Source organism: Isoptericola cucumis, from assembly GCF_014635665.1.
In the GTDB taxonomy this organism is placed as follows: domain Bacteria; phylum Actinomycetota; class Actinomycetes; order Actinomycetales; family Cellulomonadaceae; genus Isoptericola; species Isoptericola cucumis.
In genome coordinates this window covers 16,706-43,077 of record NZ_BMDG01000007.1, presented here as the reverse complement: position 1 = coordinate 43,077, position 26,372 = coordinate 16,706, and the positions used below count along the sequence as shown (strand labels likewise).

The following is a 26,372-nucleotide window of genomic DNA, read 5'->3' as shown; positions in this document are numbered from 1 at the left end:
CTTCCCACGCCGGGCGCGACGCGCGACCATATGACCCATGTCACAGACGTGTCGCCGGGCGAAGAAGCGTCTCAGCAGGCACGAGTTCCTCACGCGTCTGCACGAACGGCTGAGACCTCGCACGTACCTGGAGGTCGGCGTGTCCACCGGCAAGAGCCTCGGGCTGTCGACGGTGCCCAGCGTCGGGATCGATCCGGCGTTCCGGGTCAGGTCCGAGCTGCACGCCAAGGTCGCTCTCGCCCGGACGACCTCCGACGACTACTTCGCGACGACCGACCCCGAGGACTGGCTCGGCGGCCCCGTGGAGCTGGCGTTCATCGACGGCATGCACCTCTTCGAGTACGCCCTGCGCGACTTCATCAACGTGGAGAAGCACTGCCGGTGGTCCAGCGTGATCGTCCTCGACGACATGCTGCCGCGGAACACCGGCGAGGCGGCCCGTGGCCGTCACACGGGCGCCTGGGCCGGCGACGTGTTCTGGCTCGCGGAGGTCCTGCGCGCGTACCGGCCCGACCTCACGGTCCTGCCGGTGGACACCAGGCCGACCGGCGTGGTCGTCGTCCTCGGAGCGGACCCGTCGAGCACGGTGCTCCAGGACCACTACGACGAGATCGTCGCGGAGTACGTGCGCGACGACCCCCAGCAGGTGCCCGCCTCCGTCCTGCGGCGCGACGGCGCGTGGGACGCGCACGCCCTGGCCGCCCTCCCGGTCTGGGGGCTCCTGCACCGCGGCGACCGGCCGTGGCGCAGGCGCGAGCGCGGGCTGGCGCAGGTCCAGGAGGCGCTGCACCGTCCCGCCGACTACCGGCGCCGGCGGCGGGCGCTGCGCGAGCAGGCCGAGCGCGTCGGCGCCCGCGCACCCGTGCCGGGACGGGCCCTCGGCTCGTCCCGGGCCCGAGGCAGGTGACCGGCGCCGTGACGGGGGCGTGCGAGGCACAGGCACGGTCACTGGTCGGGGCGACCCGGCAGGCAGGGGTGAGCTCGTTGCGGCGGCTCGCCCTCGTCTCGCGCGTGCCCGAGCCCGAGCTCGCCCGGGAGATCCGGGACCTGTGCCCGGGGGTCGTGGTCCTCGACGTCGACGCCGGGGCCGGGCGGGCCGGTGTCCGGCTCGTGCTCGCGACCTCCGGGACGCTCGACGCGATCGTCGACCTGACCACGAACGGCGACGGTCGTGCACGCCGTGCCCGGGAGCTGCTGCCGCACCTCAGGAAGGGCGGGGTGCTCGTGCTCCGCGACGCGGCCCGCGTCGTCGGCGCCGACGTGCTCATGCGCCGCGTGGGACCGTTCGTCGAGGCAGGGCTGCGCGCCTCCGTGTGCGCCGGACCGGCCCAGGGCGACCGCCCGCCGACCGTCCCGGTGCTGGCGCGCGTGGGGGTCCACGAGACGCACCTGTGGCTCGTCAGCGGCCGCCGCACCTGGACGAAGGTGCGCGAGGAGGAGGCGGCGGAGTACCTCACCCGGATGGGCCCGCGCGCGGGCCGCGTGCTGCACGAGCTGCCGGCAGCCCGGGTGGTGCGGCACGACGAGGTGGTGGCGAGCGCCAGCGACGACGCGGTCGACTGCGCGAACGCGTACGACGCGCCGCCGCTCCAGCTGCGGGAGTACGAGAAGCCCGTCTCGCGACGCGGCCAGGTCGTGACGCAGGGGCGTGTCGTGCTCCCGGACACCTTCCGGCACTTCATCCGCCCCGTCCTCACGAACCACTTCATCCAGCGCGTGGACCGGAACTTCGCCCACCTGAGGACGATGCAGTCCCCGGCCCGGCTCGAAGGCGTCTACTTCCTCCTCGACTCCGAGTTCCGCGGGCACTTCGGGCACGCCATGACGGAGCAGCTCTCCCGGCTGTGGGCCTGGCCCGAGGTCAAGCGGCGCTACCCGGACGCGAAGGCGCTCGTGCACACCCGGAGGCCGTACCCGACGCTCGCCGGCTGGGAGCACCAGCTCTACGAGGCGGCGGGCGTCGCGCCGGCCGACCTGGTGCTCGTCGACGGTCCGGTCCGGCCCGACCGGCTCGTGGCCGCGACGCCGGCCTTCTCGCAGCCCAACTACGTGCACCCCGCGGTCCGGGACGTGTACCGGCGCACCGGCGACGCCCTGGCGTCCAAAGCCCCTGACCGGGCTTACCCGGACCGGATCTTCTGCTCGCGCCGGATCTCCAAGCGGGAGTGCCGCAACACCGGCGAGGTCGAGGAGTTCTTCGCCTCCCGAGGGTTCGAGGTGCTGTTCCCCGAGGACTACCCGCTGACCGAGCAGGCGCAGCTGTTCCGCTCCGCCCGCGACGTCGCGGGCTTCGGTGGCAGCGCGATGCTCAGCCTCGCGTTCGCGCCCGAGCCCAAGCGGGTCATCCTGGTCTCGGCCGACACCTACTACGTCCAGAACGAGGCGATGATCACCGCGATCAACGGCCATCGGCTCTACATGGCGTGGTGCCGCGGGGAGGCCCCGCCCGGCGTCCCCATCAAGTCCCGAGCGCGGCTGCACGCCCCGTTCACCTTCGACGCCGACCGCGAAGGCGCGTTCCTGCGGCGGGTGCTCGACGGGGCGGCGCCCGCCTGACCGCCGCGTCGGCTCAGTAGCCGAAGGTCGTGAAGTCGTCCGCGTAGAAGGTCCGCAACCGCGACTCCACGGCCGGCGACAGCTCCACCCGGTCGCTGGAGACGCCGCTGACCTTCTCGCTCGTGCGCACCGCCTCCACCGACTCGGGGAGGCCGAGCCCGAACGACTCGTTGAGCTTGGTCATGAGCCCGTTCATCCCGTCCTCGAGACGGTGGACCAGCGCACCGGGCACGACGAAGTCCGACTGCGGCCGGATGTGGTTGTCGTACACGTACGGGTCCTTCAGGTAGCGCTTCATCACGTCGTCCACCCAGCGGTCGACCGCGGACGCGCTCGTGTCGAGCCGGCGCTCGCCGTCGACGGCCTTCGTGTTGCGCATCGCGTACTCGGAGCGGAACCGGGCCATCGGCTCGCGTACGACGGTGAAGATGCCGGTGAAGCGCTCCAGCCTGAAGAGGTCGGCGCACAGGGCCGCATGGATGTGCTGCGGCGAGCAGTGCATCAGCCGGTTGAGGGTGCCCGGTCCGGTCCGCCCGTCGCGGTAGTGCATCCGGTACCCGGCCGCCCGGAAGTGCTTCTCGATGGCGGAGCCGCCGGCCTTGGGGATGTGGACGAACAGGACGGCCTTGTCGTCCTTGATGAAGACAGGCATGGCGCAGAAAACTCCTCTGGTGCCGGAAACTCGATTGCCTCGGGGCACCGTACGGACTCTCCCCCGGCGTTTCCTCGACGTCCCGGATCGCGGGCAGAGGGTCAGTGCAGTCGTGAGACCACGGCCTCCTCGAGGTAGGGCGCCAGCGTCCGCGAGAACGTCGCGGTCAGGTGCGACGCGTCGAAGTAGGCGACGATGCCGCCGATCACCGCCGGGCACGTCTCCTCGGTGCAGGTGTAGCCGCTGAGGTCGACGGTCGACAGCGCGGGGTCGTCGAGCCCCTCGGCCGCGTCGTACAGCGGGTCCGGGGTGAGCCACTGCGACCGTTCCCCGTCGCACTCGGAGGGCGAGCCGGCGGCCGCCAGGCAGTCCGGCACCGACGGGATCGTGTGCTTCGGGTACGGGAAGTCGCGCACGACGAGCGTCGGTGTGCCCGTGGCCGTGAGGTCCTCGAGGTACCGGGCGTAGCCGTCGGCGATCGCCTGGTCGCTCTCGGCGGGGGCCACGCCCGCGGCGGTGAACGGCGTCAGCTGCGACGTGACGACGAGGTCGAAGTCGCCCTCGTCGACCTCGTCCAGGACGCGCTGGCCCCACGCGTGGCACCCCTCGGTGTCCTGCGGCGTGTCGAACTGCCACCGGATGTCCGACGTCGGGCACTGCGAGGCGACCACCGTCGTGACGGACCACCCGTTCTTCTCCGCCAGGTCCTGCAGCGGCGGAAGCAGGTTGCCCGCGTGCGAGTTGCCGACGAGCGCCACCCGGGTGCCGGCGTCCGGGGAGCCGTAGTGGCAGGTCTTGGTGCCCTCGAAGGGCGGCGACTCCCAGCACCCGTCCTCGTACGCGGCCGGCTTGTCGTCCGCGGCCTCCACCGGGGAGAGGATGAGCTCGTCGTCGCCGGACGTCTCGCAGTCGGCGCCGGGCGCCATCGCCGCCGCACCGGCGCACGGCCCCTGCGCGGCCTGGGCGGCCCGCTCGATGTTCGCCTCGGCCGAGGCCTCGAGCGCGTACGAGCCGGCGATCGCGGCCCCGCCGATGACGACGGACGCGCCCAGCGCCAGCGCGATCGCGCGCCCGGAGCTCCCGCGGCCACGACGGAACCGGTCCTCGACGAACGGCTTGGTGAGCCCGGCGAGGAGGAGCGCCGCCACGAGCACGCCCACCCGCTCGAGGAGCCCGGGGTTGTGCCCCAGGACGAACGGCGCGAGCACGATGAGCGGCCAGTGCCAGAGGTACACCGAGTAGGAGACGTCACCCAGCCACTGCACCGGGCGGGCGTCGCCGATCGCCCGCGGCGACCAGCGGGTGCGCTCGCTGCTGGCCGCGATCACCAGCGCGCACCCGACGACGGGGAGCGCGGCGGTGTACCCGGGGAACGGGAGCGAGCCGTCGTAGGCCACCGCCGCGGCCAGGATCATCGCGATGCCCGTCCAGGCGAGCGGGGTGCGCCACCGGGCTGCGACGTGGATGCTCAGCGTCGCGAGCAGCGCCCCGACGCCGAGCTCCCAGATCCGCGTGGGCGTGATGAAGTACGCGCTCGCCGGTCGCAGCGCGGTCGCCACGACCGACCAGGTCAGGGAGACCGCGACGATCACGCCGATGGCCACCGACGCCCGCCGCACGAGGTCGCCGCCACGACGGGCGGCGAACCACGCGACGACCACCAGCACCAGGGGCCACAGGAGGTAGAACTGCTCCTCGACCGAGAGCGACCAGTAGTGCTGCACGGGCGACGCCGCGGCCTCGGCGCCCAGGTAGTCCACCGACGACGCGGCGAGCGACCAGTTCTCGACGTAGAGCGCCGCCGCACCGACCTCCCGGAGCGTGTCCGCCCACAGCGTGCTGGGGGCCAGGGCGAACGTCGCCGCCACCGTGACCAGGAGCACGAGGAACGACGCCGGCAGCAGGCGGCGCACCCGCCGGGCCCAGAAGGTCGCGAGGTCCCGCCCGCTGCGGGGCGGCCGGCGCAGCAGGTGCGACGTGATCAGGAAGCCGGAGATGACGAAGAAGACGTCGACGCCGACGAAGCCGCCCTGGAGCCGCCCGGGCCACAGGTGGTACACCACGACGACGCCCACCGCGATCGCGCGGAGCGCCTGGATGTCCTTGCGGGTCCCGCCTGCGCGGGGTGCGGCGCGCTCGGCGCGCGGCTCCGCAGTCTGAGCAGTCTCCAGCAAACCAGGCCTTCCGTCGGTCGTCGGCACCCGAGAACGGGCCCAGGACATCTTAGGCCCCGCGCACAAACCGGTGGTCGTGCCCCCGCACCAGGGGCACGACCACCGAGGTACTCGTCAGGTTCCGCCGCCCGGGCTCAGCCGTCGGAGCGGAGGTCCCACGACGGCCGTTCCGGCTGGTCCCGGTCGAGAGCCGGTGCCGGTTCCGAGGGCTCCGGGGAGCTGAGCGAGCGTCGGGCCGCCGCACCGCTCCACGGCCCGGCGATGTCGTCGACGGTCAGGGCCGTCCACGTGCCGCCCGACACGACGAAGTTCATGAGCACGTCCGCGCCGTCGGTCCCGGTGTACCAGTGGACGAGCAGCTGGTCGCCGTCCGTCCCCGGGCCGTCGCCCCGGTAGACCACGGTGCCGGCGCTGCCGAAGACGCCGCGCGCCTCGCTGAGCGAGACCTGGTACCCGTTCGCGAGCTTGTCCCTGAGCGTGCCGTACTCCGCCTCCGTCGCGGGGTTCGTGGTCGCCTTCGCGGGCACCGCCCAGTACGCGTGCCTCGCGGCGACCGCCCAGGCGCCCGAGGACCGCTTCCCGAGCTCGAGCTCGACGTACCCGTCGGGGGACTCCGTCGGCCAGCCGATGATCGTCGCGTCGTCGACCGTGCCGGGTGCGTCGTAGGAGTACCCGATCGTCCCCCCGGTACCGAAGGTGCTGCGGGCGTGGTCGAGCGAGTTGCCGATCCTGACCGCGTCGAACTCCGCCTCGGTCGCCTTGTCGGCGGTCCGCCTGGGCTCGACCGCCCAGTAGGCCGAGCGCGTGTCGACCTTCCACGTGCCGGACGGGCTCTTGGTGAAGTAGACCTGGACCCAGCCGTCGACCGACGCCGTCGGCCACTCCAGCACCACGCCGTCGAACTTCGTCCCGGGCGCCTCGTAGACCTCCGTGATCGTGCCGCTCGTGCCGAAGGCCCTGCGGGCGTGCGTGATGGTGTTGCCCTGCTTGACGGTGTGGAACTCCGACTGGGTGGCCTTGTCGGCCGTCCGCTTCGCCGTGTTGCCCCACAGGGCGTACTTGGCCACGAGGTACCAGGTCCCGGACGAGCGGCGGAGGAACTCGATCTCGACGGTCCCGGCCGCGTAGTAGGTCGGGAACTCGACCCGCACGTAGTCGTCCGCCGTGCCGGGACCGTCGTAACGGTCGACGACCTTGCCGTTGCTGCCGAAGGTGGACCGGACGTACGAGATCGAGTTCCCGTACGCGACCTTGGCGAACTCCTTCGACGTCACGACGCCGGACGGGACGGCCGCCGTCGCGGCCGCCGGTACACCGAGACCGGCACCCGCAGCGAGCACCGCGACGACCGCGGCACCGAGAATGCGCTTCATTGAGCCCTCTTCCTCTTGAGATCTGGGCTCATGATGGTGGAACCGGGTGCCCCGGGCCAGGGTGAAATCTGGGGCTTCGTCGCACTCCCCCGGCAGCACGACGTCGGCCTCGCGCTCGTTCGAGCGCGAGGCCGACGTCGGTGCGGCGGTGCCGCGGGGTCAGGCGGGTGTCCGAGCCGGGTCGGTCACCCCGTCGTCAGGAGGCGTGCGGCAGGCCGCCCACCATGCCGGCCGCCACGGTCTTGTTCGTGGACTCGTCGACCAGGATGAACGCGCCCGTCTCGCGGTTCTGCCGGTACGGGTCGACGAACAGCGGCTGGGTGACGCGCAGCTGGATGCGGCCGATCTCGTTGAGCCCGATCTCGGTCGCGTCCTCGTCGCGGTGCAGCGTGTTGACGTCGATGCGGTAGTTGATGTCCTTGACCATGGTGCGGGCCCACCGGGTCGTGTGCTTGATGGCGTACTTCTTGCCCTTGACCAGGGGCGCGGTCTCGTCCATCCAGCAGATCTGCGCGTCGATGTCCTGCAGCGCGGCCGGGCTGTTCTGCGGCCGGCAGATCATGTCGCCCCGCGAGATGTCGATCTCGTCGGCCAGGCGCACGGTGACCGCCATCGGCGGGAACGCCTCGTCCACCGGACCGTCGGCGGTGTCGATGGCCTCGATGGTCGTCTCGAGGCCCGACGGCAGCACGCGCACGGTGTCGCCCGGCTTCATGACGCCGCCCGAGACGGTGCCGGCGTAGCCCCGGTAGTCGCGCGCGTCGTGCGACTGCGGCCGGATCACGTACTGCACCGGGAACCGCACGTCCTGCAGGTTGCGGTCGCTGGCGACGTGCAGGCTCTCCAAATGGCTCAGCAGGGGGCGGCCGTCGAACCACGGCATGTTCTCGCTGCGGTTCACCACGTTGTCCCCCGCGAGGGCGGACACCGGGATGAACGTCAGGTCGGGCACGCGCAGCCGGGAGGCGAAGTCCGTGTAGTCCTTGCGGATGTTCTCGAAGACCTCCTCGGAGTAGTCGACGAGGTCCATCTTGTTGACGCACACCACGATGTGCGGCACGCCGAGCAGCGTGGCCAGGAACGTGTGGCGGCGGCTCTGCTCGATGACGCCCTTGCGCGCGTCCACGAGGATCAGCGCGACGTCGGCGGTCGAGGCGCCCGTGACCATGTTCCGGGTGTACTGGATGTGGCCCGGGGTGTCCGCGATGATGAACTTGCGCTTGGGGGTCGCGAAGTAGCGGTAGGCGACGTCGATCGTGATGCCCTGCTCACGCTCGGCACGCAGGCCGTCCGTGAGCAGCGCCAGGTCGGTGTAGTCGTTGCCCCGCTCGGTGCTGACCTTCTCCACCGACTCGAGCTGGTCCTCGAAGATCGTCTTGGAGTCGAACAGCAGGCGCCCGATGAGCGTGCTCTTGCCGTCGTCCACCGAGCCCGCCGTCGCGAAGCGCAGGAGGTCCGTGGAGCCGTCGGTCAGAGCCTCGGCCGTGGTCTCGATCGTGGTGGTCATGGCTTAGAAGTAGCCCTCTCGCTTGCGGTCCTCCATGGCGGCCTCGCTGACCTTGTCGTCGCCGCGCGTCGCGCCGCGCTCGGTGAGCCGGACGGCGGCCACCTCCTCGACGATCTCGTGCAGCGTCGTGGCGGTCGACTCGACCGCCGCCGTCAGGTTGGCGTCGCCCACGGTGCGGTAGCGGACGGACCGCACCTCGGCGGTCTCGCCCTCCTTGAGCGGGGTGAACTCGTTGACGGCGAACAGCATGCCGCCGCGGTCCACGACCTCGCGCTCCTGGGCGAGGTACAGGTCCGGGATGTCCATGCCCTCGGCCGCGATGTAGGCCCAGATGTCCAGCTCGGTCCAGTTGGACAGCGGGAACACGCGGATCGACTCGCCCTGGTGGACGCGGCCGTTGTACAGGCTCCAGACCTCGGGACGCTGGTTCTTCGGGTCCCACTGGCCGAAGTCGTCACGGAAGGAGAACACGCGCTCCTTGGCGCGGGCCTTCTCCTCGTCGCGGCGGCCGCCGCCGAACAGCGCGTCGAAGCCGTTCTTCTCCGCGGCCTCCAGCAGCACCGGCGTCTGGATGCGGTTGCGCGAGCCGTTCGGCTCCTCGGCGACCAGGCCGCGGTCGATCGCGTCCTGGACGGAGGCGACGACGAGCTGCACCCCGGTGCGCTCGACCCAGCGGTCCCGGGTGTCGAGCACGGTCTGGAAGTTCAGGCCCGTGTCCACGTGCATGATCGGGAACGGGATGCGCGCGGGGGCGAACGCCTTGGCCGCCAGGTGCAGCATGACGATGGAGTCCTTGCCGCCCGAGAAGAGCAGGCAGGGGCGTTCCATCTCCGCCACGACCTCGCGGATGATGTGGATGCTCTCCGCCTCGAGGCTGCGGAGCTGGCTCAGGACGTGGGACGTCACGACTGGGCACCTTCCTTGATGTCGACCCCGACCTGGGTCAGCGCCGCGCGCAGGTGCGACGCCAGGGCCGGATGGCACACGAAAAGATCAGGGAGCCAGGGGTCCTGGCGGTTGTACTCGAGCGGGGAGGAGTCCAGGCGCGTGCAGTCCAGGCCCGCGGCGGCCGCGACGGCGACCGGGGCGGCGGAGTCCCACTCGTACTGGCCACCACCGTGCACGTAGGCGTCGACGGTCCCGTCGACGACGGACACGACCTTGACGCCTGCCGACCCCATCGGGACCAGCTCGACGTCGTCCCGCGCGGCGAGGGCGGTCACGAACTCCGGCGGGCGGCTGCGGCTCGCCGCGATGCGCAGCGGCCGCCGGCCCTCCAGGACCTCGCGGGCCGCCTCGGCGGCGGGCCCCGCGGCGTCGGCCGTGGCGAACGTCGTGCCGCGTGCGGGCAGGCCCACCGCTCCCGCGGTCAGCCCCCGGCCGCGCTGCCACAGTGCGACGTGCACGGCGAAGTCGTCGCGCCACCGGTCGCCGTCGGCGTGCCGCTCGGCGAACTCGCGGGTCCCGTCGAGGGGGTCGATGATCCAGACCCGGTCGGCGGAGAGGCGGGACGCGTCGTCCTTCGCCTCCTCCGACAGGACGGCGTCGCCGGGCCGCGCGTGCGCCAGCGCGGCGGCGAGCCATTCCTGGCTCGCGGCGTCCCCGGCATCCTTGAAGGCGCGCGCCTCGAAGCCGCCGCCGGCGGCGTCGACGGCCGCGCGCAGGCCCAGCAGGACCGCCCCCGCACCGTCGGCCAGGGCCGCGGCGAGCGCGGCGTCGTTCAGCGACGGGTCCGGGTACGTCGGACTCGGCTCGGACATGCAGCTCCTCGGTCGAGGGGTTCGTCGGAGGCCCGTGCAGGCCGCCGCCGAGGCTACCATTCCCCCCATGCGTGCGACTGTGAGGTGATCACCGCCCGGCCCGCGCGCACTGCTCTTCTTATTCCCGACAGAACTGGTGGACATGGACATCGACCTGCCTCTGATCCTCGGCGGGCTGATCGTCGGATTCATCGTGGGCCTCACCGGCATGGGCGGCGGCGCACTCATGACGCCGATGCTGATCTTCGTCTTCAAGGTCGACCCGCTCACGGCGGTCTCGAGCGACGTCGTGGCGAGCCTGTTCATGAAGCCGGCGGGCGCGGTGGTGCACCTGCGCCGCAAGACCGTGAACCTCCAGCTGGTGCTGTGGCTGTGCATCGGCTCCGTGCCCGCCGCCTTCTCCGGGGCGCTGCTCATCCAGTGGCTCCCCCTGGGCGACGGGTTCGACGAGGCGCTCAAGAAGGTGCTCGGCGTGGCCCTGCTCATCGCCTCGGCGGGCCTCGTCGTGCGCGCCGTGCTCGGCATGCTGCAGCGCCGCACGGCGCTCGGGGAAGGGCCGGCCGCGCCGAGCAACGCCGACGTCGTCGTCCGCAAGGTCCCCACGCTGATCCTCGGCGCCGTGGCCGGCCTCATGGTGGGGCTGACGTCGGTCGGCGCGGGTTCCATCATCATCGTCGTGCTGCTGATGCTGTACCCGGCGCTCAAGGCGTCCAACCTCGTGGGCACGGACCTGGTGCAGGCGGTCCCGCTCGTCGCCGCGGCGTCCCTGGGGCACATCCTGTACGGCGACTTCGAGCTCGGCCTCACGACCTCCCTGCTCATCGGCGCCATCCCGGGCGCATGGTTCGGCGCCCAGGTCTCCAGCCGGGCGCCGGGCGGCATCATCCGCCGCGCGCTCGCGATCCTGCTCCTCGCCTCGGGCCTCAAGCTGCTCGGCGCGTCGCTGGGCATCGTCATCGGCGCAGCGGCCGGGGCGCTCGTGATCGGCAACGTCCTGTGGATCGTCGTGCGTGAGCGGATCAAGACGCTGCCGCCGAAGCCGCTGCGGCTCGGTACGGTCAGTGCACCGGCCCCCGCCCCGCCCGGGCTACCGGCCGACCCTCCGACGACCACCTCCGCGGCCACCACGACGCCGCCCGCCGACCCGAAGGACGGTCCCGCCCGCCCATGAACCTCCCCGCGCACCCGACCAAGAACCTCCCCGCCCGCACCCGCGTCCTGACCGCCGACGAGCTCGACCTGCTCGAGCTCGCGCTCTCCGGCGGTCCCGCCTGGTCACCGGAGGGCCCGACGCCGGTGACGCTCACCGACGCGGAGAACACCCCCCTGGCGGTGGCGGACGACGACGGCGTGCGCGCCGTGAAGCCGTTCGCTCGCGCCGCCGGTCCGCACTGGGACCCGGCCCTGCGCCGGGGCGCCGACGACGTGCGGGCCGAGGTGCGCGGGGCCGACGTGGCCGCGGTGGTCGTCGCCGAGGCGCCCACGCGCAGCGAGGTCACCGTCCTGCCGGCGCTCACGTCCGGTGCGGATCGCGTGCTGCTCCTCGTGCCGGCCTCGCGCCGCGCCCCCGCCGCCGGCGCCGTCGGAGCCCCCGGACTGGTCCGCGTGGCGGCCGACCTCGCCGACGGGCTGCGCACCGACGCCACCCGCGTCGACGTCGTCGTCGTGCCGTGGCCCGCGTCCTCGCCCGCCCGGCCCGGCTGGGCGGACGTCGCCGCCCGCTATGGCGCCACGCGCAGCGTCGTGCTCGCCGAGCACCGGGACCAGGCCGACCGCGAGCGCGTCGGCGACCTTGGCTCCCTGTGGGCCGACGAGGTCGCGGACCTCTACCCCGAGCCGTCGGCCCGCGAGGTCGTGCGCGCCGCACGCACCGCCCGCCGGTCCGGGGCCGTCGTCTTCTTCACCGGGCTGTCCGGGTCGGGGAAGTCGACCGTCGCCCGCGCGCTCGCCGCCGAGCTCGACGACGAGGGGCTGCACACGACCCTGCTGGACGGCGACGAGGTGCGTCACCACCTGTCCAAGGGCCTCGGCTTCGACAAGGAGTCGCGCGAGCTCAACGTGGAACGCATCGGCTATGTCGCGTCGCTGGTCGCGTCGCACGGTGGCGTCGCCGTGGCCGCCCCCATCGCACCGTTCGCGTCCGGGCGCGCCCGCGTCCGCGAGCACGCCGAGGCGGCGGGCACGTTCCTCCTGGTGCACGTCAGCACGCCGCTCGAGGTGTGCGAAGCCCGCGACCGCAAGGGCCTGTACGCCAAGGCGCGCCGCGGCGAGATCCCCGAGTTCACGGGCATCTCGTCCCCGTACGAGGTGCCGACCGACGCCGACCTCGTGATCGACACCTCGCAGGTGGACGTCGCCGACGCCGTCGCCCAGGTGCGCGCGGCGCTGGTCGCCCGCCTCGACGGCTGAGCCGCCACCAGGGGCCGACGGCGCCGCCCGCTCAGGCGGGCCGGCGGCGCACGACCTGGGCGAGGGCGTCGACGAGGCGCGCCACCGCGGCGGCTGCGCGCATGATCCGGCGGTCGTGGGACCGTTGCAGTCGACCGAGCTCGGCTTCCGTGCTGGCGAGGCGGCTCTTGAGGGTGGCGATCGTCGCCGTCCGGCGCTCGAGCTTCGTCGCATGGCGAGACCGCAGCGTGGCCAGCTGCTCGGCATGGCGAGACCGCAGCCTGGCCATCGTCTCAGCATTTCGGGCGTCCTCCGCACGGCGCCTGTCTGACAGGCGGGCGAGGTCGCTGCGGGACTTCGTCAAGGCGGTGCCGTGCCGCTTGGCCCGGGCGTGCGTGGTGGTCCAGAGGCGGCCGAGGGCGGCGACGCTCTGCTGCGCCGCCCGGGCGGCGGGGTCGATCCCGGGGACAGGCCGAGGGTTCTCCTCACAGTGCTCCCACAGGGCGTCGAGCGCGGGCCCGAGGACGAGATCAGGTCCGCAGGCGGCTCGCATGGCGTCGACCGACTCGGCCGCACCGGCGTAGCCGTGGGCGAGCTCCTCGGCGATCGTCGCGGCGTCCTTGCGCTCGAACCCCCGTCCCGAGAAGTTGTGGTACCGAGCGCTGGACACGTTGTCGAGGTCGAGCCAGCCGGGACCGCCGAACCGGTCGTAGCAGTAGACGGGCAGGCCTGCCGCGATCGCGTACTGCACGGACTTCCCGATGCTCACCACTCCGTCGACCGTCGACAAGAGCTCCGCGTCGACACGGGCCGGCGACGCGCCCTTGCCCGTCTGCGCCCCGACGAAGACGATCTCGACCCCGGACGGAAGCAGATCGACAGCCTCCGCCAGCTCCTGCGGCACATGGTTCGAGATGAGCAGCAGACGCACCGGGCCGTCGCCCCTGACCCGGGGCTTGACCTCCGCGATGTCGTCCGGTGCGGGGTTCGGGAAGACCCGCAGCCGTTCCGGGTCGAACCGGTCGAGGACCCCGCTGTCCCGCAGGCGGTCAAGGGTCTCTGCCGAGTTGAAGACGGAGACGGTCGCCAGGCGCCGCTCGACCTCGGGTGCGAGAGCGTTCTCGAGCGGCTGGTACGCCGACATATGGTTGACGACGACGTGCCCGGCGAAGTCGTCCGAGAGCACGAACCGAGGGATGATCTGGTGCTGGAGCCAGGCCAGGTCCGGAGGGTCCGCGCGCAGGAACTCGTCGAGCCCCGCGTCCGTCGAGGACCAGAGCCGGACGTCCCCCGCCGCGGCCAAGAGCGCGCTGACAGGTTCGCCGCCCTCGTGCACCACCACGGTCACCTTTGCGCCCGAAGCCGCGAAGTGCTCCGCCAGCTCGAGGGTCACCATCTCCGAGCCCGTGAACTGGCACATCCGCCACTGGGTGATCAGCACGTGTCGCAGAGCCATCGAGTCGTCCCGTCGAGAGTCCGAACCGCCATCCTCGTCGGCTGCGGCCGACGCGAGAATACACGGACCACGACCTCGATCAGGTCACCTGTGGACCGACGGGCCGGACGCCCTATTCGGCGGTGGGCTTCGCGTCCGCGGCGTCGGTGGCCTGACCGTCGCTGGGCGTCGCGTCGCCGGTCTTGGCCTCGGCGACCTCCCGGTTGCGGCGCTTGCTGCGGGCGCGAGGCCCGACCCCGCCCGCCCGAGCGGAGGTGTTGGCCCGACGGTGCGCGCGGACGAACTCCTTGTACGCCTCCGCGACCTCGTCCGCCGGGCCGTCCATCACCAGCTGGCCCTGGTGCACCCACAGCACCCGGGTGCACATCGCCTCGATCGTCGCGATCGAGTGGCTCACCAGGAACACCGTGCCGGCGTTCTTGCGGACCTCGTCGATGCGCGCCTTGGACCGCGCCTTGAACGCGGCGTCGCCCGTGGCGAGCGCCTCGTCGATCATGAGGATCTCGGGGCGCGCCGCGGACGAGATCGCGAACCGCAGCCGTGCCGCCATGCCCGAGGAGTACGTCTTCATCGGCAGGTAGACGAAGTCGCCGATGTCGGCGAACTCCACCACCTCGTCGAAGCGTTCGTCGACCTCCTGGGGCGTCATCCCCAGCGCCAGGCCGCCGATCATGATGTTGCGCTCCCCGGTGAGCTGCGGCATCAGGGCCGCGTTGACGCCCAGGAGCGCGGGCTCGCCGTCCACGTAGACCGACCCGGAGGCCGGCGGGATGAGCCCCGCGACGGCCCGCAGCAGGGTGCTCTTGCCCGACCCGTTGACGCCGACGATCCCGATCGCCTCGCCGTGGCGGGCTACGAACGAGATCCCCCGGACGGCGTGCACCTCGCTCACGGCGCCGACGTGTCCCGACCCCGAGCTCAGCAGGCGCTTGACGAACGACGGCTTCTCGACCTTCGCGGCGCGCACGTTGGCGGCGCCGGACTTCGCCGCCGCGCGAGCCTTGCCGCCGAACACGCGGTAGACGATGTGCAGGTCGTCGACGACGAGGACGGGCGGCCCCACGTGGGCGACGGGCTTCGGACCCTGGAGGTCCTCCGGCTCGAACTCGCCCTCCAGGTCGACGTCGAGATCCAGGTCTGCCTCAGTCACGCCCGTACCTCTCCTCGCCACGCCAGAACACGATGAAGCCCACGACCAGGGTCACCACGGCCCATCCGACCGCCCAGAGCCACATCTCGCCGCTGGGCGGGAAGGACTCCTCCTGCATGAGGATCGACCGCGCCACGTAGAGGAACACCCCGATGGGCTGGTACTCGAGGATGGGCTCGACGATCGCCTGGGCCGCCTGCGGGAGCTCCTCCGCGTACTTGGTGACGGGGAAGATCACGCCCGAGCCGTACATCGCGAAACGCATCACGAAGTTGATGATGTTGTCGAGGTCCGGGGTGATCGCCACGATCCGCGCCATGATGAACGCGAGCCCGGTGTTGAACAGCCACAGCAGCGCCACGATGCAGGGCAGCAGCAGCCACTCCCACGTGACCGGGATCGGCTCGTTGCTCCCCACCAGTCCGCTGAGCAGCACGATCGCGCACATCACGACCAGCGTCGGCACCAGGGTGGTCAGCAGCGACACGACCTGCGACATCGGCAGGACGGCGCGCGGGAAGTGCAACGACCGGATGAGGTTCGTCTTCTTGGCGATGGACTGCGCCCCGCCGTGCACCGACTGGTCGATGAAGCGGAACAGGAAGACCCCGATGACGATGAACGCGATGCTGTTGTCCACGCCTCGGCTCGCGTCGAGCAGGATCCCGAACACCAGCACGTAGACGGTGGCGTTGAGGATCGGGTTCAGCAGGGCCCAGAGCTGGCCCAGGTAGTTGTTCTGGTTCTTCGCGTAGGCGGTCGAGGTGCCGAGCACCCGGATGAAGGCCCAGCGGGAGAAGACGTCGCGGACGTAGTCGAGCAGCGGGGGCCGCACGCCCATCGGGCGCAGGGAGTGCTGCTCGGCGAGAGCGTGTCGTTCCGCCGACGTGAGGTCGGGGACGATCGGTGCGGGCGGTGACGGCAGATCGCCGCCGGGACCCGGAGCGGGTGTCGCCTCGCTGGTCTGAGTGGTCACGGTGTGGGGAAACCCGTCCTTCAGGAATGAATCGACCGCGTAATCCTACTAGAGCGGGCATCCTCATCAGGCCTTCCGGGGTCGGGACGCAGGTTCGACATCGGTGCGCCGTCAGGCCTTCACCGCCTGGTCACCTGCTCGACGCCCCCCGGCCGTCCGTACGATGCCGGGGCGACGCCCGGGGCTGTGATGCTCGGGACCGTGACCGCGTTCGTCGAGTCCCCGCTCCAGCTGCTGTGCGCCGTCGAGGCGCACGCCCAGGGCCTCGCCGGCCCGCGCACCCGGGTCCTGGCCCGTGCGGACGTCCCGGCGCTCACCGCGGGGATCGACGCCGTGCAGGCGCTCGGCCTCCCGCCGGGCCTGGACGTCGAGGTCGCGCCGGCGCCGCGCCGGCTGCCGGGCGGCGTGGTCGTGGTCGGCGACCCGTTCTCGGGCGCGTTCCAGTCCGCCCTCCTGCGCGCACCGCGCCCGCCGGAGCGGATCGTCGTCGTCGACGACGGCCTCGCCACGCTGGACCTGGCGCGGCGCCTGCTGACCGGCGCCCCGCTCGTGCGGCTCACCGCGCCGCCCGGGCCCCTGCGCTACGGGCTGGGCACGCTCGCCGCGCGCCGGCTGCGCCGCGTCGTCGACGCCGGCCGGCTCACGCTGTGCACGACCGTCCCGCTCGACGACGACGCCCTCGACGGCCTCGACCGGATGGGGGTCGACGTGCGGACGCACGACTTCGCTTGGCTGCGGTCGCGGCCCCAGCGGGACGCGCCCGCGGAGCCGACGGTCGTCGTCGGGTCGGCGCTGGTGGCCGACCGGCTCGTGCACGCCGACCGGTACGCGGCCTGGGTGCGTGGCATCGCCGCGGACGGGCCGGTGCGCTACGTGCCGCACCGTCGTCACGACCCGCTGGTCACCGCCCTGCTGGAGGGGCTGCCCGGGATCGTCGTGGACGAGCCGCGGGCGCCGGTCGAGCTCCGGCTGCGGGGGCTGCGCGCGGGGCAGCGCGTCGTGACGCTGCCGTCGACGTCGGCGGTCACGCTGTCGCGGCTGCTCGTGTCCCGGGGCGTGGCCGTCGCCCCGCACGCCGTGCCCGACGCCTGGTGGACGGAGCGCGCCGTCCCCGAGCTGCGGCGTCACCTCGGCCGCACGCACGAGCTCGCCACCCGGGCGGCGGCGCAGAGCGCCGCACCGGCGGCGCGTCCTGCCGGCGCACCGCGCCGCACCGTCGCCGCATGACCGCAGGCACGACCCCGCGGGTGCTGGCCGTCGCCGACTCCGACTCCTACCTCAAGTGGGCGGTGTGGACCCTCGCCCGCCTCCGCGACGCCGCGTCCCCGCTCCCGGGCGACGCGCCGCGCGTGTCCGCCGTCGTGGTCCGCTCGCCCCTCGCGCCCAGCGGCGACCAGGTGGCGGCCGCGGTCGACGGCACGGGCGTCGCGCCGCCGGTGGTGGTGACGCCGGGCGCGCTGCGACGGCTGGTGCGCCGCACCCGGCCCGACGTCGTCCTGGTCGCGGCCACCGGCCCCGTCGCCGAGCTGGCCGCGGGGCAGGTCCTGCGGGCGCTGCCGCCCGGCCGTCGTCCCGCGCTGGTGACCGGGCTGCCCGGGATGGCGCTGCCCGCCACGCCGCAGGGCACCGGCTGGCGGCGCTGGTGCGACGCCTTCGTCGTGCACGCGCACGCCGAGGCCGCCCCGTACGCCGAGGAGTTCGCGCGGCGGGGTGCGCGACCGGACCTCGTCCTCACGCGCCTGCCCTTCCTCGACACGCTCGAGGCGGGCGCCGCGAACCGTGCCAGCGCCCCGGTGCGCCGCGTCGTGCTCGCGGCCCAGGCCAAGGTCCCGGCGACGCGCCCGGAGCGCGTGGCGCTGCTCGACGGCCTCGCGCGGCTGGCCGGCGAGGGCTACGAGGTCGTCGTGAAGCTGCGGGCCCGCGCGGGCGAGCCGCAGACCCACCACGAGGAGCACCCGCTCGACGCCCTGTGGGCGGCGGAGCACGCGACGCTCGGGCACGCGCCGGGGGCGGTCGGCTTCGCGACCGGGCCGATGAGCGACCAGCTCACGCCCGACGCCGCGCTGCTCACCGTCAGCTCGACCGCCGGCCTGGAGGCCCTCGCGCGCGGCCTGCCGACCGTCTTCGTCGCCGACTTCGGCGTCTCCCCCGAGCTGCTCAACGAGCCGTTCGCCGCGTCGGGGTGCCTGCGCCGCCTCGACGACGTGGCGTCGACGCTGCGTGCCGGGGGGCCCGTGCCCGCCCCGGCGTGGCGGGCTGACCACTACCTGCACCCCCAGGCCTCGGGCCTGCCCGCCGCCGTCGCCGACCTGGCGCGGCGGGCCCGCGAGGGTGACCTGCCGGCCGTGCGCCTGCGGCCCTGGTCCCGGCCGCGCTACGTGTACACGGCGGCCCGCTCGGCGCTGCCGGCGCCGCTCGCCCGCGCCCTGCGCCGCTGACCGGCCTGCGACCGCGCCCGCCGCACAGGCGGTCCGGGGATCGCGGCGCGCGTCTCACGCGCGGTGGTCGGCGACCGCCCGCGCGGTGAGCCCGCGCACGAACCCCGCCCCCCAGGCGAGGTGCATGGTCGCGACGACCAGCGGCAGGACGAGCGCCTCCCGCAGGCCGAGCCGGGGCCGGCGCACCGCCGCGTGCGTGGACGCCGCGACGACGCCGACGACGTAGCCGGCGGGCAGCACGGCGCCGAGCGCGCCGAGCACCGGCAGCCCCGCGAGCGCGCCGGCGACGCCGACCAGCGCCGACAGCCCCAGCGCAAGGACGAGCAGCGGCGGCGCGAGGTAGCGCACGCTCGCCGTGGAGCGGTCGCGGCGGATCACCTCGCGGCGCCACATGCCCGTGCGCCAGAACTGCTTCGCGACCGCCCGCACCGTGCGCCGCGGCCGGTAGGTGACCTGCAGGGCGGGCTCGAACCAGAGCAGCCCGCCCGCCCGGCGCAGCCGCAGGCACAGCTCCCAGTCCTCGGCGCGCACCAGCGACGGGTCGTACCCGCCCACGGCCTCGACGGCCGTCCGGCGGAACGCCCCCAGGTAGACGGTCTCGGACGGCCCGGCCGCCCCGCCCACGTGGAACGACGCCGCGCCGATCCCGGCCGGGTGGCTCATCGCCCGCGCGACGGCCCGCTGGACGGTGGCGGTCCCCACCGGGCTCATCAGGCCGCCGACGCCGGCGGCCCCCGTGCGCTCCAGCGTGGCGACCGCGCGCCGGACGTAGTCCGGCGGGAGGACGGTGTGCCCGTCGACCCGCAACAGGACCTCGTCGGCGGCGCCCGCGAGCGCCATCGCCGCGTTGAGGCCGACGGACCGCGACCCGGTCGGGTTGTCGAGGACCACCACGCGGGGGTCGGCGGCGGCGAGCGCCGCCGCCACCTGCGCGGTGGCGTCGTGCGACGGCCCGACGGCGAGCACCACCTGCAACGTGCCGTCGTAGTCCTGCGCGAGCACGGAGCCCACCGCCTCCGCCAGGTACGGCTCTTCGTCGCGCACGCACGCGACGACGGCGACCCCGGGCGGGGCGGCGGGCGGGCGGCGGTCCGCCCGCGCGTCGGCGTCGGCACGCACCTGCGTCACGACACCTCCCGCGAGCGGACCGCGGACCTGTGGCCCATCCGTCAGGCGTCGACGCGGCGCAGGCGCGACATCGGCGCGAGCTCGCCGGGCATGACCCGCTTCTCGCCGTCGCCCAGGGCGTCCTGCAGGATGCGGATGTCACGCACCAGGTTGGTGAGGCCCTTCGGCTCGAGCGACGCCGCGTGGTCGGAGCCCCACATCGCCCGGTCGAGGGTGATGTGCCGCTCGACGGCGACGGCGCCGAGGGCGACCGCCGCGAGGGAGATCTGCAGGCCCGTCTCGTGGCCCGAGTACCCCACGGGGACCCCGTAGCGCTCCTGCAGCGTCGCGATGGTGCGCAGGTTCGCCTCCTCCGGCGGCAGCGGGTACGTCGAGGTGGCGTGCAGCATGACGAGCCCGTCGGTGCCGAGGATCTCCACCGCCGTGTCGATCTGCTCGAGCGTGGACATCCCGGTCGACAGGATCATCGGCTTGCCGGTGTCGGCGAGCGCCTGCAGCAGCTCGAGGTCGGTCACCGACGCGGACGCGATCTTGTGCGTCGGCACCCCGAAGCCCTCGAGGAACTCGACCGAGGGCACGTCCCACGGGGAGGCGAACCACTGGATGCCGTTCGCCTTGGCGTACTGGTCGATCTCCGTGTACTGGTCCTGCTCGAACTCGACCCGGTACTTGTACTCGAGGTACGTCATCTCGCCCCACGGCGTCTGGCGGATCTTGTCCCTTTGGTCCTTGGGGGTGCTGATCTCCGGCGTACGCTTCTGGAACTTCACGGCCTGGCAGCCGGCGGCGACCGCGACGTCGATGAGCTGCTTGGCGATGTCGACGTCCCCGTTGTGGTTGATGCCGATCTCGCCGATGACGTACACGGGCTGCCCCGTGCCGACCTCGTGGTCGCCGATCTGGACCGAGCGCTCGGCGGGGGCGGTGGTGGCGGTGGTGCTGGTCATCGGGATGTCCTTTCGGGGTGCGGGTCGTGCTGTGCCCGCCGCGCGGGAGGTCCCGCGGGCGGTGTCGAGGGCGCCGAGCACGCGGTCGCAGACCTCCCGGACGGCACCGTGGCCGCCCGGTCGGTCCAGGACGACGCGCGCGACGGCGGTCACCTCGGGGCGGGCGTCGGCGACGGCCACGGGCCAGCCGACGACGTCCAGGGCAGGAAGGTCGTTGACGTCGTTGCCGACGTAGGCGACGCGGTCGGGGTCGAGGCGGTTCACGGCGCACCAGTCGCGCAGCGCGGCGGCCTTGTCGTCCACGCCGTGCAGGACCTCGACGCCGAGCTTGCGGGCGCGGGCCGCGACGACCGGGTTGGTCTCGGTCGACAGGATGAGCATCGGGACGCCGGCGCGGCGCAGCCGGGCCACGCCCATGCCGTCGCCGCGGTGCACGCGCACCTGCTCGGTGCCGTCCTGCGAGACGTACGCCGCGTCGTCGGTGTGCACGCCGTCGAAGTCGGTGACCAGGGCGTCGACGTCGATCACGTCGGCCGGGCCGGTCGAGGCCCCTGGCTGCTCGAGCAGCGTGCGCGCGAGCCACAGGTCCCGCGGCTCGTCGATCTCGAGCGACCACTCGGGCGCGACCGGCTGCAGGCCGACGGCGCCGAAGAACCGGCTGCCCGACGCGCGCAGCCCGGCGGTGTCCATGGCGTAGAAGGCGCCGGTCTCGCGGAAGTGCGGCGCCCGGTCCTGGCGGCGCGGCCGGTGGTCGGTGCCGTGGCCGACGGGGACGGGCAGGTCGCCGTCCAGCCGCCACTGGAAGTCGTGCGTCGGCGCGACCGCCACCACGACGTCCTGGGCACCGCCCGCGACCCGGCGCACCGCGGCGTCCAGGTCGGCCGGGTCGACGAACGGCGACGTCGCCTGCAGCAGCACGGTCACGGCCGGGTCGCGCCCGTCGGCGCCCGCCTCGCTGAGCAGCGTGTCGAGGACGTGCAGGACGGCGGACTCCGAGCTCGCGGCCGCGCCGGCGAGGTCCGCCGGTCGCGACACGACCTGCGCGCCGTGGGCCGCCGCCTCGCGGGCGATCTCGTCGTGGTCGGTCGAGACCACGACCCTGGTCACGGACGGGGCGGCCAGCGCGGACCGCACGGCCCGGGCGACGAGCGTCGTGCCCCCGACCCGCTGCAGGTTCTTCAGCGGGATCCCCGCAGAACCGCCTCGGGCGGGAATCACGACGAGGGCGCCACCGTCGGGGTGGTTGTCGTTCATGGGGCTGACACTAAGAGCGCGACAAGACCCGACCGGACTTTTTCGGATAACTGTCGGCAAACATCATGACGCGGTCAGGTGAACTCTTGTCGATCGGCCTGCGGAACGGCCGGGACGGCCTTTTTCGTGGCCTTTCATAGAGGCGGAACCGCAGTTGTCACACCCGCGATCGGAGCCCACGATGAGCCTCACCGGACCACCGGGCGCCGTCGTAGCCGAAGACCTCGGTGAGCAGCACCTCGCGCTCGGCGACCGCCTCCCAGGCCCCCGGGGGGACCGTGAAGCCCGGGCCGCGGTCGACCCGCTCGCTCGCGTTGACGCGCGCCAGGCCCCCGAGCGCCTCCAGGGCCGCCTCCCGGGTCGGGCGCCAGCGCAGGTCCGGCCGGCGCACCAGCCGCTCCAGGTCCGCGACGAGGGACTCGTTGCGCAGCACCTCGTCCACGACCGACCGCGACCGGTACGCCGCGACCAGTTCGTCGGCGCTGCCCACCTGCGACAACCACTCGAGCGGCCGGGGCGCCGAGAGCCTCGCCACGCGGAACGAGAGCAGGCCCACGTGCTCGGCGACGCCCGACCGGTGGTAGCCCAGCGGTCGCATCAGGGCGGCGTGCGCCGGGTCCAGCACGACGTCGAGCCAACGCCGGAACCCCTCGGCGGTGCCGTCGTAGAGCACGCCGAAGCCCTCCCGCCGCAGGCTGCGCCCCAGGACGCCGCGCCCCTGGCACCCGTAGGAGTACAGGGACAGGTAGGTGTCGAACGGGTCGCGGACCGACAGGACGTGCAGGCGCCCCGCGGGCGGGGAGTCCTCGAGGGGCTCGTGCTTGCCGAAGCCGACCTCCTCGTCGTCGAGAAAGTCCCGCAGGAACCCCGAGACAAAGGTGGACCCGGACTTCTCGACGTCCAGATAAGCGAGCGAGACGAATGCGTGCACGAAGGAACGGCCTTTCTTCGGGTCACCGGGTGGGACACAGCGTTGCGTCCGGTCGCACAGTGCAGCATCCATTCGAGAAGAAAGTCGACGACATGGTGATGAACGCCAGGACAACAATCGGTGCACTCCCCGTGCTGCGGATGCGCAACGCGGTCCGCACCTACGACTGGGGCTCCCCCACGCTCATCCCCGACCTGCTCGGCCACGAGCCCGACGGGCGCCCGGCCGCCGAGCTGTGGCTCGGCGCCCACCCGGGCGCGCCGTCGGACGTCCACGCCCCGGACGGCGGCCCGCGGCGCTCGCTCGCCGACCTCGTGGCGTCCGACCCGCTCGGCACGCTGGGCTCGCGGGTCTCCGACCGGTTCGGCCCCCGGCTGCCCTACCTGCTCAAGGTGCTCGCGGCGGAGCGGGCCCTGTCCCTGCAGGTGCACCCGCACCCGCACCTCGCCCGCGCTGGCTACCACCGCGAGGTCCGGGCCGGCCTGCAGGCCGGCGACCCCCGCCGGTCGTTCCACGACGAGCAGCACAAGCCCGAGATGGTCGTCGCCCTGAGCACGTTCGAGGCCCTCGCCGGGTTCCGCAGCCGCCGGTCCGCCCGCGCGCTGCTCGACGGGCTCGCGGGCACGCTGCTCGACGACGTCCGCGCGGCGCTGGACGCCGGCCCGTCGACGTCCGGGGTCCGGGCCGCGACCGAGGTCCTCGTCGCCGCCCGCACCTCGCCCACCTGCGCCGCCGACGTCGCCGAGGCCGTGGCGTCGGTCGCCGCCCGGCACGACGCCGGCCCGGCTCCGGCCGGCGCGCCCGCGTCGTCCACCGCCCGCGCCGACGCGACCGTCCTCGCGCTTGCCGCGCAGCACCCCGGCGACCCCGGGGCCCTGGTCTCGATGCTGCTCAACCGCGTGACGCTCGAGCCCGGCGAGGCGATGTTCGTGCCCGCGGGCGAGGTGCACGCCTACCTGTCCGGCCTCGGCATCGAGGTCATGGCCGCCTCCGACAACGTGCTGCGGGCGGGCCTGACCACCAAGCACGTCGACGCCGACGCCCTGCTGGAGTGCGCCTCGTTCGCGCCCCGGCCGCCCGCGCGCCCGGAGACCACCGTGTCCGGGGAGCTGAGCGTCGTGACGACCTACCGTGCCCCGGTGGGCGAGTTCGCGCTGACGTTCGCCGACGTCGTCGGCGGCGAGCCCGTGGCGCTGGCGGCCGACGGCCCGCGGATCGTGCTCGCCCTCGACGGCGAGGCACGGCTCCTCACCACCGCCGGGGACGTCACGCTGCGGCGCGGCGAGTCGTGCCTCGTCCCGGACGCCGCCGGCCCGCTCACCGTCGACGGCGGCGCCCACGTGGTCTGCGCCTGGGTGCCCTGACCGGGCCCTCAGACACGCCTGACCTGCCGGTTCGGCGGAGCAACAGGTTCGGGCTAGCGTGGCCCGTCGCACCCCGCACCCCACGCTGGAGGCATCCGACGCACGTGACGCACCCGCCAGACCCCGCACCACGAGGCCTCGCACCGTGAGCCACACGCTGGACCAGTCCCGACCGACACCGCACGACGGCACCACCGCCGCGCCCCGGCGCGCCCTGCGGTGGGAGGTGCAGGCGTTGCGCGCGCTCGCCGTCGGCCTCGTCGTCGCCTTCCACTTCTGGCCCGGCCGCCTGCCCGGCGGGTACGTCGGGGTGGACGTCTTCTTCGTCATCTCCGGGTTCCTCATCACCGGCCACCTGCTGCGGGAGGCGGAGACGACCGGCCGGGTCCGGCTCGGCCGGTTCTGGGCGCGGCGCGCCCGCCGTCTGCTGCCGGCCGCCTACCTCGTGATCGCGGTCTCCGCCGCCGCGACCCTGCTGCTCGTCCCGCCGATCCTGTGGCAGCAGTGGTTCCGGGAGATCCTGGGCGCCACCCTCTACGCCGAGAACTGGGTGCTCGCGGCGGACGCCGTCGACTACCTGGCGGCCGAGACCGACCCGTCGCCCGTGCAGCACCACTGGTCGCTCTCGGCGGAGGAGCAGTTCTACCTCGTCTGGCCGCTGCTCGTCCTGCTCGCGACGCTCGGCGCCGCACGCGCGGGCCGCTCCGCGCGGGGCGTGACGGCCGCGGTGCTGGGCGTGGCCTCCGTCGCCTCGTTCGGGTACTCGCTGTGGCTGACGACCGAGAACCCCTCGTCGGCCTACTTCGTCACCACGACGCGCGCCTGGCAGTTCGGCGCGGGGGCGCTGCTCGCGCTGGCGCTCGCCCGGCAGCGCCGGCGCCCGGTCCCGGACGCCTGGCGGACGCCGGTGAGCTGGGCCGGGCTGGCGGTCGTCGTCGCGTGCGCCTTCGTGTACGACGCCGAGACCCCGTTCCCGGGGACGGCCGCGCTGGTGCCCGTGCTCGGCACGGCCGCCGTGATCTGGGCCGGCACCCCGGCGGGGCGCCTGTCCCCCGCGCCGCTGTTCACCTGGCGGCCCGTCCAGTACGCCGGCGAGATCTCGTACGCGCTCTACCTGTGGCACTGGCCGGCGATCGTCCTCGCCCCGTTCGTCCTGCGTCACGAGCCCGGGCTCGCCGAACGCGTCGCGCTGCTGGCGGGCGTCGTGCTGCTGTCCGTGGCGACCAAGCGGTTCGTCGAGGACCCGGCCCGGTTCTCCCACCGGTGGGGGATGCAGCGCACCGGTCGGGCCCTCGGCCTCACCGCCGCCGGGGCCGCGGTCCTCGCCCTCGCCGCCGGCTGCGCGTGGGGGGTCGCGGCACACGAGACGAAGAAGCAGGGGGAGCTCGCCCAGCAGCTCGTCCGGGACGAGCCGGAATGCTTCGGCGCCGCCGCCATGGACCCGGAGGAGCCCTGCGAGAACCCCGGGCTCGAGCGGATGGTCGTGCCGTCCCCGGAGGCCGTCAGCGAGGACAAGGCGGACTACCCGGGCTGCTGGGTGGACGTCGACGAGGACGAGCTGAAGGACTGCACCTTCGGCCCCGTCGACGACGCGGACGTGCCCCACGTCGTGCTGGTGGGCGACTCGCACGCCCGGGCGATGATGCCGGCGCTCGTCGGGCTGGCCGCCCAGGGACGGATCAGCCTGACGGCGCACGTCAAGTCCGCGTGCGCCTGGAGCACGGGCGCCGTCGCCTCCGACCCCGAGGGCGAGCAGGCCCGCACCTGCGAACGGTGGCGGGACCGGCTCGCGCCGTGGCTCGTGCGGCACGCGGCCGAGACCGACCTCGTCGTCACGACCGCCTACCAGGGAAAGCTCACGGGCGGCGCCGACCAGCAGGCCCGCGAGATGGCGACGGCATGGCGACCGGTCGCCGACCGGGGCGTGCCCGTCGTGGCGCTCTCCGACAACCCGTCCCACCCGCGCGAGCCGGCCCGGTGCCTGGGCGAGGTCACCCGGGCCGAGGCGGACCGCTGCGCGTCCCCGCGCCGGCAGGTCCTCCCCGAGCACCAGACGCTCGCCGCGGCGGCCGAGTCGGTGCCGGGCGCGTCGTACGTCGACCTCACGGACTTCTACTGCCGGGACGTCACCTGCCCGGCGGTGATCGGCGGGGTCAACGTCTACCGCGACGCCCACCACCTCACCACGACCTACACCAAGACCATGGCGCCGTACCTGCTGCGCGAGCTGCGCCGCGCGGGGGCGCTGGACTGACTACCACCCCGCCGAGCAGGCAGTTTCGCTCGTATCGGCGGGGCAAGACGAGCGGAACCGCCTG

20 protein-coding genes and 1 pseudogene are annotated in these 26,372 nt (G+C 73.6%); 8 read left to right on the top strand and 13 right to left on the bottom strand.

Annotated elements, in window-relative coordinates:
- Positions 1-37: 37 nt before the first annotated feature.
- Positions 38-907 (top strand): class I SAM-dependent methyltransferase, encoded by an 870-nt coding sequence (locus tag IEW03_RS11340; RefSeq protein ID WP_188523805.1) that lies wholly within the window; start codon positions 38-40, stop codon positions 905-907.
- 68 nt (positions 908-975) lie between these two features.
- Complete coding sequence (locus IEW03_RS11335; protein ID WP_188523804.1) at positions 976-2,556, top strand: glycosyltransferase family 61 protein; 1,581 nt, start codon at positions 976-978, stop codon at positions 2,554-2,556.
- Between the two features lie 13 nt (positions 2,557-2,569).
- Here IEW03_RS11335 and IEW03_RS11330 read toward each other — a convergent pair whose 3' ends face one another.
- The 6 genes from IEW03_RS11330 to IEW03_RS11305 all read right to left on the bottom strand — a co-directional run bounded on the left by IEW03_RS11330 (position 2,570) and on the right by IEW03_RS11305 (position 10,022).
- On the bottom strand, positions 2,570-3,208 hold the full coding sequence (locus IEW03_RS11330) for a sulfotransferase family 2 domain-containing protein (protein WP_188523803.1): 639 nt from the start codon (positions 3,206-3,208) through the stop codon (positions 2,570-2,572).
- 101 nt (positions 3,209-3,309) lie between these two features.
- The gene (locus tag IEW03_RS11325; protein ID WP_188523802.1) at positions 3,310-5,382 is read right to left on the bottom strand and encodes an acyltransferase family protein; all 2,073 of its coding nucleotides are present in this window, start codon (positions 5,380-5,382) and stop codon (positions 3,310-3,312) included.
- 134 nt (positions 5,383-5,516) lie between these two features.
- A complete protein-coding gene (locus IEW03_RS11320) occupies positions 5,517-6,755 on the bottom strand; it encodes a hypothetical protein (protein WP_188523801.1) in 1,239 nt (412 codons plus the stop codon).
- 196 nt (positions 6,756-6,951) lie between these two features.
- On the bottom strand, positions 6,952-8,262 hold the full coding sequence (cysN, locus tag IEW03_RS11315; protein ID WP_188523800.1) for a sulfate adenylyltransferase subunit CysN: 1,311 nt from the start codon (positions 8,260-8,262) through the stop codon (positions 6,952-6,954).
- A 3-nt stretch (positions 8,263-8,265) separates the two neighbouring features.
- Positions 8,266-9,168 carry a sulfate adenylyltransferase subunit CysD gene (gene cysD, locus IEW03_RS11310; protein WP_188523799.1) on the bottom strand — a complete coding sequence of 301 codons (903 nt, stop codon included), beginning with the start codon at positions 9,166-9,168 and terminating at the stop codon, positions 8,266-8,268.
- Positions 9,165-10,022 carry an inositol monophosphatase family protein gene (locus IEW03_RS11305; RefSeq protein ID WP_188523798.1) on the bottom strand — a complete coding sequence of 286 codons (858 nt, stop codon included), beginning with the start codon at positions 10,020-10,022 and terminating at the stop codon, positions 9,165-9,167. Before IEW03_RS11305 ends, cysD begins: the two co-directional genes overlap by 4 nt.
- 142 nt (positions 10,023-10,164) lie before the next feature.
- On the opposite strand from IEW03_RS11305, the gene IEW03_RS11300 reads away from it, so the two are divergent.
- Together IEW03_RS11300 and cysC are read left to right on the top strand one after the other, a co-directional pair.
- Entirely contained in the window at positions 10,165-11,193 is a 1,029-nt protein-coding gene (locus IEW03_RS11300; protein WP_188523797.1) for a sulfite exporter TauE/SafE family protein, read from the top strand.
- Positions 11,190-12,431 (top strand): adenylyl-sulfate kinase, encoded by a 1,242-nt coding sequence (cysC, locus tag IEW03_RS20605; protein WP_188523796.1) that lies wholly within the window; start codon positions 11,190-11,192, stop codon positions 12,429-12,431. The genes IEW03_RS11300 and cysC overlap by 4 nt, the downstream gene beginning before the upstream one ends.
- 31 nt (positions 12,432-12,462) lie before the next feature.
- Here cysC and IEW03_RS11290 read toward each other — a convergent pair whose 3' ends face one another.
- The 3 genes from IEW03_RS11290 to IEW03_RS11280 form a co-directional block, all read right to left on the bottom strand.
- On the bottom strand, positions 12,463-13,866 hold the full coding sequence (locus IEW03_RS11290) for a glycosyltransferase family protein (RefSeq protein WP_188523795.1): 1,404 nt from the start codon (positions 13,864-13,866) through the stop codon (positions 12,463-12,465).
- Positions 13,867-13,978: 112 nt separating this feature from the next.
- A complete protein-coding gene (locus tag IEW03_RS11285) occupies positions 13,979-15,016 on the bottom strand; it encodes an ABC transporter ATP-binding protein (protein WP_188523794.1) in 1,038 nt (345 codons plus the stop codon).
- On the bottom strand, positions 15,009-15,992 hold the full coding sequence (locus IEW03_RS11280; protein ID WP_229737930.1) for an ABC transporter permease: 984 nt from the start codon (positions 15,990-15,992) through the stop codon (positions 15,009-15,011). Before IEW03_RS11280 ends, IEW03_RS11285 begins: the two co-directional genes overlap by 8 nt.
- Before the next feature lie 201 nt (positions 15,993-16,193).
- Between IEW03_RS11280 and IEW03_RS11275 the strand changes: the two genes are divergently transcribed.
- Both IEW03_RS11275 and IEW03_RS11270 read left to right on the top strand, forming a co-directional pair.
- Positions 16,194-17,219, top strand: coding sequence for a hypothetical protein (locus IEW03_RS11275; protein ID WP_188523793.1), 1,026 nt, complete (start codon positions 16,194-16,196; stop codon positions 17,217-17,219).
- Positions 17,216-18,430, top strand: a complete 1,215-nt coding sequence (locus IEW03_RS11270; protein ID WP_188523792.1) for a DUF6716 putative glycosyltransferase — start codon at positions 17,216-17,218, stop codon at positions 18,428-18,430. The genes IEW03_RS11275 and IEW03_RS11270 overlap by 4 nt, the downstream gene beginning before the upstream one ends.
- 54 nt (positions 18,431-18,484) lie before the next feature.
- Here the strand turns inward: IEW03_RS11270 and IEW03_RS11265 are convergent, their stop codons facing one another.
- The 4 genes and pseudogenes from IEW03_RS11265 to IEW03_RS11255 all read right to left on the bottom strand — a co-directional run bounded on the left by IEW03_RS11265 (position 18,485) and on the right by IEW03_RS11255 (position 22,690).
- Positions 18,485-19,558: a glycosyltransferase gene (locus IEW03_RS11265; RefSeq protein ID WP_308808208.1), complete on the bottom strand. Its 1,074-nt coding sequence runs from the start codon at positions 19,556-19,558 to the stop codon at positions 18,485-18,487.
- 41 nt (positions 19,559-19,599) lie between these two features.
- A complete protein-coding gene (locus tag IEW03_RS20410; protein WP_229737954.1) occupies positions 19,600-20,505 on the bottom strand; it encodes an N-acetylneuraminate synthase family protein in 906 nt (301 codons plus the stop codon).
- 180 nt (positions 20,506-20,685) lie between these two features.
- Positions 20,686-21,759: pseudogene (locus tag IEW03_RS20405) on the bottom strand (cytidylyltransferase domain-containing protein); the annotation flags it as partial.
- Between the two features lie 157 nt (positions 21,760-21,916).
- Complete coding sequence (locus IEW03_RS11255) at positions 21,917-22,690, bottom strand: sulfotransferase family protein (protein WP_188523790.1); 774 nt, start codon at positions 22,688-22,690, stop codon at positions 21,917-21,919.
- Positions 22,691-22,749: 59 nt separating this feature from the next.
- Between IEW03_RS11255 and manA the strand changes: the two genes are divergently transcribed.
- Positions 22,750-24,054, top strand: coding sequence for a mannose-6-phosphate isomerase, class I (gene manA / locus IEW03_RS11250; RefSeq protein ID WP_229737929.1), 1,305 nt, complete (start codon positions 22,750-22,752; stop codon positions 24,052-24,054).
- Positions 24,055-24,199: 145 nt separating this feature from the next.
- On the top strand, positions 24,200-26,308 hold the full coding sequence (locus tag IEW03_RS11245) for an acyltransferase family protein (protein WP_188523789.1): 2,109 nt from the start codon (positions 24,200-24,202) through the stop codon (positions 26,306-26,308).
- Positions 26,309-26,372: the final 64 nt, after the last annotated feature.